This window comes from Peribacillus sp. (assembly GCF_059453735.1).
The window spans coordinates 1-6,176 of the sequence record NZ_JAZVJO010000229.1; the positions used below are offsets into that span (position 1 = coordinate 1).

A 6,176-nucleotide genomic window follows, 5' to 3' on the forward strand; every position below is an offset into this window, starting at 1 on the left:
GAATTAATTAAAGAGGGATCGATTTACGGGGGAATGATTCCAAAAGTTAAAACAGCACTATCTGTACTAAATACAGGGAGTAATGATGTAATGATTGTCAGCGGTAAAGAGCGCTTTTTTCAAAATCAGCAATTTATTGGCACTAAATTTTATAAAGAAGAAGGAAGGGTTTTACAATGACTGCACTATTCCCAACGTATGCAAGATGGAATATCGAACCAGATACGGCGAAAGGCAGCTGGCTGACCAGTAAGGAAGGAAAGAATTACCTTGATTATACATCTGGTATCGGCGTGTTAAATTTAGGGCATGGAAATGAAAAAGTAAAAGCTTCTGTAGAAAGACAGCTTGAGCGTTTCTGGCATACCTCTAATTTATTTGAAAACTCGGAACAAGAACAGGCAGCCTTGTTATTAGCCAAAGCATCTGGACTAAATCGTACTTTTTTTGCAAATAGCGGGGCCGAGGCGAATGAAGCAGCGATAAAGCTTGCGCGAAAAGCAACAGGAAAAAGTAAAATTGTCACATGTACGCAGTCTTTCCATGGCCGCACGTTCGCAACGATGGCCGCTACGGGTCAGGAGAAGATTCGAGTTGGATATGGAACGATGCTGGATGGATTTACGCATGTGCCGTATAACAACACAGCCGCACTTGAGGAAGCAGTTGATGATCAGACGGCTGCGATCATGCTTGAAGTAGTGCAAGGCGAGGGTGGTATTCATCTGCTGGATGTATCCTATGCAGAAGCTATCATGAAAATAAAAGATAAATACGATATTCTCCTTATCATCGATGAAATTCAAACAGGAATCGGCAGAACGGGTAAACCATTTGCATTTCAGCACTTTGCTATTCAACCAGACATTATTACCCTTGCAAAAGGCCTTGGAAACGGATTGCCGATCGGAGCAATGCTTGGCAGGGAAGACTTGGCTGAATTCTTTGGTCCAGGAAGTCACGGATCAACATTCGGCGGGAATCCAATTAGTATATCCGCTGCTATAGCCGTACTTTCTGAAGTGATGAATCCTCAGTTTCTAAAGGAAACAGCAGAAAAAGGAATCTATTTTATGCAGCAACTTAAATGGTGTTTGGAAAATTCAGAATATATTGTTGAAATTCGTGGACTTGGACTAATGATTGGGATAGAATTGAAAGATGAAGCCGCACCAATTGTACAGGAACTGCAAAACTCAGGCCTGCTGCTCTTAACAGCTGGAACGAATGTTATTCGCATTCTTCCGCCGTTGACAACGGATAAAAACGAAATTGATCTTGCTGTAGAAAAGATAGCAAACATACTGAAACCTGAATCAATACCGACAGCCTAAGGGCTGATTTTTTACACATTATATGCATAAAAATACTTAAAAGTATATAAATATACGAACCAGATGAGGTGGATTTCATGGACAGTTATTTACATTTATCAAACGGAAAATCTTTTGAAGGAACAATTTTGAACGACACTTTAGATAAAACAGTAACAGGTGAACTTGTCTTTTTTACCGGCATGACAGGTTATCAAGAGGTCTTATCGGATCCCTCATATAAAGATCAAATCGTTGTATTTACCTATCCGCTCATTGGAAATTACGGCATTAATGACCATGACTTTGAAAGCAAAAAACCTCATGTTGCAGGCGTCATCGTGTATGAAGGAGACATGGGGCATTCACATTATCAAGCACGTTATTCTCTGCAGGAATATTTAACGAAATGGGGAATTCCGCTCTTAAGTCAAGTAGATACGAGAGCGGTGGTTAAAAACATTCGCAAAGAAGGTTCTATGACTGCTGCTATTTCTGCTGCAAATGACATCCGATTAGATACTGATAACAGTAAGGAAATGGTTCAGTCAGTAGCAGAGGTGTCTTCTAAAGATATCTCGGTCTTTGGAGCAGGAAAAAAACATGTTGTTTTAATGGATTTTGGTTATAAAAAATCAATCCTTAGCTCACTTACTGACTTTGGCTGCAAAGTAACGGTTGTGCCGTTTGATACAAGCTATGAAACAGTCAAACAATTAAACCCTGACGGAATTTTACTTTCAAATGGACCTGGGAATCCAAAACAGCTTCAGTCCTTATTACCGAATATCAAAAAAATCATTTCCAGTTATCCTACGCTTGGGATTTGCCTTGGACACCAATTAACGGCGCTTGCCTTTGGCGGAGATACGAAGAAAATGCTGTTTGGACATCGCGGTGCCAATCAACCAGTAGTTGATCTCGAAACAAAACGCGTATACATGAGTTCACAGAATCATAGTTTTGAAGTGGATGAATCAAGTCTAGAAAATACACACCTCTCTGTTCGGTTCCGTAATGTGAACGATGATACGGTTGAAGGTTTGTCACATAAGCACCTGCCCATTTTGACTACACAGTACCACCCTGAAGCGAATCCGGGTCCGGTTGAAAGTATTATTCTTTTTGAAAATTTTTTACAGATGATAAATGAATACAGCGGGAGAGAACAAGCATATGCCTAAAAATCATTCTATACAAACCATCTTAGTCATCGGTTCCGGTCCAATCGTCATTGGGCAGGCAGCAGAATTTGATTATGCAGGAACTCAGGCCTGTCTAGCTTTGAAAGAAGAAGGATATAAAGTCGTCCTTGTGAACAATAATCCAGCAACCATCATGACCGATCATATGAATGCTGACGTGGTTTACTTAGAACCGCTTACAGTGGATATGCTGGAGAAAATCATTCAAAAGGAAAAACCTGATGGCTTACTAGCTACGCTCGGTGGACAAACGGGATTGAATCTTGCCTATCAGCTAGATGAAGCTGGAATTTTAGAAAAGTACAATGTAACCTTACTCGGAACACCAATTGATTCAATTAAAAAGGGAGAAGACCGGGAGCTGTTTCGGAAATTAATGCTCGAAATTAATGAACCAGTTCCAGACAGCGTAATTGTCCACACGCTTGAAGAGGCTGTCGCTTTTTCTGAGGAAATTGGATTTCCAATCATCGTTCGTCCAGCATACACGTTAGGCGGTACCGGCGGAGGGATTTCAGACAATCTCGAAGACTTTAAAGAACTGGTCCGCGGCGGTCTGCAAGAAAGCCCAATTACACAGTGTCTGATTGAAAAAAGTATCGCTGGCTTTAAAGAAGTCGAATATGAAGTCATGCGTGACAGCAATAATACGTGTATTACCATCTGTAATATGGAAAACATCGATCCAGTTGGGATTCATACAGGCGATTCAATTGTTGTGGCACCATCGCAAACTTTATCTGACGATGAATATCATATGCTTAGAACGGCTTCCATTAAAATTATCTCGGCACTAGGTATCATCGGCGGGTGTAATATCCAGTTTGCACTTGATCCTAACAGCAAACAATATTATCTAATTGAAGTCAACCCGCGGGTCAGTCGTTCATCAGCTTTAGCATCGAAAGCAACTGGGTATCCCATTGCGAGAATTGCAGCGAAGTTAGCAGTCGGATACCATTTATCAGAAATCATTAATCCCGTGACAAAAAGCACATATGCAAGTTTTGAGCCTGCATTAGATTATGTAGCGGTTAAGTTTCCACGCTGGCCATTTGATAAATTTACGACAGCTGATCGTAAACTTGGAACACAAATGAAAGCGACTGGAGAAGTGATGGCTTTACATCGCAGCTTTGAAGGCGCTGTGCAAAAGGCAGTCGATTCCCTTGAATTAAAGACACTAGGTCTTAACCTGTTATCCCTTAACGAAAAAAGTGTCGATGAGCTTTGGGAGATGCTCTTTGCGAAAACAGATGAACGGATATTTGTCATTTTTGAAATGCTCCGTAAAGGGGTTACCGAAAAGGAAATTCATGATGCAACGAAAATTGACTACTTCTTCCTTCATTCCTTTAGCTTATTGATTGGCATCGAAAAAGAAATTGCGGATCAGCATTTAGAAGGTATGAGTAAAGAAGCGATGCAGCGTATTAAAGAAAAAGGGTTTTCGGATCGGTATCTGGCTTCCGTCTGGAAAACAGATGAAGTGAACGTTAGGCACTATCGTCAAGCACTCGGTGTCAAGGCTGTGTATAAGACGGTTGACACATGTGCAGCAGAATTTGAATCACATACCAATTATTTTTATTCCACTTACTTTGGAGAGAATGAGCAACAAAAAACATCGAAGCCTAAAGTACTAATGATTGGCAGTGGACCAATTCGTATTGGACAGGGAATCGAGTTTGATTATTGTTCAGTACATGGCGTATATGCCCTCCAGGGTGAGCAGGTTGAAACGGTAATGATAAATAGTAATCCTGAAACCGTGAGCACCGATTTTGCGACCGCTGACCGTTTATACTTTGAACCACTTACGCTTGAATATGTGTTAAATGTAATTGAGGCCGAGGATATTACCGATGTGATTGTCCAATTTGGCGGTCAAACGGCTATTAATTTGGCACAGGGTCTTGAAGAATATGGTGTGAACCTGCTTGGTACATCCTTTGATAGTTTGGATCAATTGGAAGATAGAGATCGCTTCTATCAACTCCTTCAAAAACTTGAGATTCCTCATGTCCCAGGTGCAATGGCCGCTGATCAACAAGAACTTGTTCAACAGGCAGAAGACATTGGTTTTCCTGTATTAATCAGACCTTCATATGTAATAGGCGGTCAGGGAATGGAAATAATTCAAGACAAATTAGCTTTGCAACATCGAATGAATGAAGGTACAGCTATTGTTTATCCAGTTTTAATTGACTCATATATCCCTGCAAAAGAAGTCGAAATTGACTTAATTGCTGATGGCAGTGACATTTATATTCCGTTAATTGCCGAGCATATTGAAAAAGCAGGCGTTCACTCTGGTGATAGTATGGCGCTATTCCCACAAGTCTCTCTTTCAGATGAAACGAAAGGTTTAATTGAAACCTATGCTAAGAAGCTTGTTGTGGAGCTTGATTATAAAGGGCTTATGAATATTCAATTTGTCATAGATGGGGAACAGGTTTATGTACTGGAAGTGAATCCTCGTGCAAGCAGGACGATTCCGATTATTTGTAAAATAACCGGTGTCCCAATGGTTCAAGCAGCAACAAAAATATTGCTTGGGAAATATAATTTGTCGAATTTATTCGAAAAAACAGGACTAAATGAAAATCTTAGCTTTGCTGCTGTGAAATATCCTGTCTTTTCAACGTTTGCTTTAAGCGGACTCGATTCCAAAGTTGGACCAGAAATGAAATCAACAGGAGAAGGGATTGCCATTGCTGATACGGTAGAGGAGGCACTTGCGAAGGTGTACCATCCAAACCGTGCAGTGGATAAAACCTCTATTTATCATAGTTCATCGGTGAACCTAAATGCCGTTTCTAAACAAATGGGACTTGAAGCAGGTATGACTTTCCAAAGCGGAGACTTTGAAGAATACCTGAAGCAAGGGAATGGCGCAGCCGTTCTTGCCTACGGAAAAACGGAAGAAGATCAACATTTGCGTCTCATGGCGGCCAAATATCGGATCCTTGCCTTTACAGAGGAAGCTACCTTTAACGCTTACTTACAGTCTTTAACACATGATGAGATTAAAGCATCTTCCCTTCAGGAATGGCTTGAAAAAATCCCACAAGGAGTGACACCTATATGAGCGTGAAAACACTGGATAAACAAATTATCGGACAAAAAGATTTTTTGACACTTAGAGATCTTTCAACGGATACCATTTTAAATTTGCTGGAATCTGCAGAAAAGATAAAAGATAAATTAAAGGAAGGGGTCGAATACACCCCTTTAAAAGGGAAAACGCTCGGTATGATTTTTGAAAAATCGTCTACCAGAACGAGGGTTTCCTTTGAAGTAGGAATGCTTCAATTAGGAGGGAACGCCTTATTTTTAAGCAGTAATGATATCCAAATTGGCCGTGGAGAAACGATTTCTGATACAGCGAAAGTCCTTTCTGAATATATCGATGGCATTATGATCAGAACGTTTGGTCATGACAAAATTGAAGAATTGGCGAACGCAGCGACCATTCCTGTTATTAATGGGTTAACGGACACCTATCATCCTTGTCAAGCTCTAGCAGATTTACTTACGATTAAAGAAAGTAAGGGCTCCCTTAAAGGATTAAAACTAGCTTATATAGGTGATGGAAACAACGTTGTCCACTCACTCATGCTTGCATGTGCTAAAACAGGCATTGATATTGCTGTAG

Annotated in this window: 4 protein-coding genes and 1 pseudogene; all 5 read left to right on the plus strand. The window is 40.5% G+C overall.

Annotation, left to right across the window (positions count from 1 at the left end; genetic code table 11):
- Positions 1 to 180 (plus strand): annotated as a pseudogene (locus AC52RT_RS07170) (acetylglutamate kinase); the annotation flags it as partial.
- Positions 177 to 1,334 (plus strand): acetylornithine transaminase, encoded by a 1,158-nt coding sequence (gene argD, locus AC52RT_RS07175; protein WP_495540107.1) that lies wholly within the window; start codon positions 177 to 179, stop codon positions 1,332 to 1,334. The pseudogene AC52RT_RS07170 and the gene argD, both read left to right, overlap by 4 nt.
- Positions 1,335 to 1,411: 77 nt before the next feature.
- Positions 1,412 to 2,497, plus strand: a complete 1,086-nt coding sequence (locus tag AC52RT_RS07180) for a carbamoyl phosphate synthase small subunit (protein WP_495540108.1) — start codon at positions 1,412 to 1,414, stop codon at positions 2,495 to 2,497.
- Entirely contained in the window at positions 2,490 to 5,609 is a 3,120-nt protein-coding gene (carB, locus tag AC52RT_RS07185) for a carbamoyl-phosphate synthase (glutamine-hydrolyzing) large subunit (RefSeq protein WP_495540109.1), read from the plus strand. The genes AC52RT_RS07180 and carB overlap by 8 nt, the downstream gene beginning before the upstream one ends.
- A partial coding sequence (locus tag AC52RT_RS07190) for a Rossmann-fold NAD(P)-binding domain-containing protein (protein WP_495540110.1) occupies positions 5,606 to 6,176 on the plus strand: 571 nt, incomplete at its 3' end. The genes carB and AC52RT_RS07190, both read left to right, overlap by 4 nt.

Bases quoted from the DNA above. Each gene is read 5' to 3' on its own strand.
- AC52RT_RS07180 (WP_495540108.1), top strand. From the start codon at position 1,412: ATGGACAGTTATTTACATTTATCAAACGGAAAATCTTTTGAAGGAACA.
- argD (WP_495540107.1), top strand. From the start codon at position 177: ATGACTGCACTATTCCCAACGTATGCAAGATGGAATATCGAACCAGAT.
- carB (WP_495540109.1), top strand. From the start codon at position 2,490: ATGCCTAAAAATCATTCTATACAAACCATCTTAGTCATCGGTTCCGGT.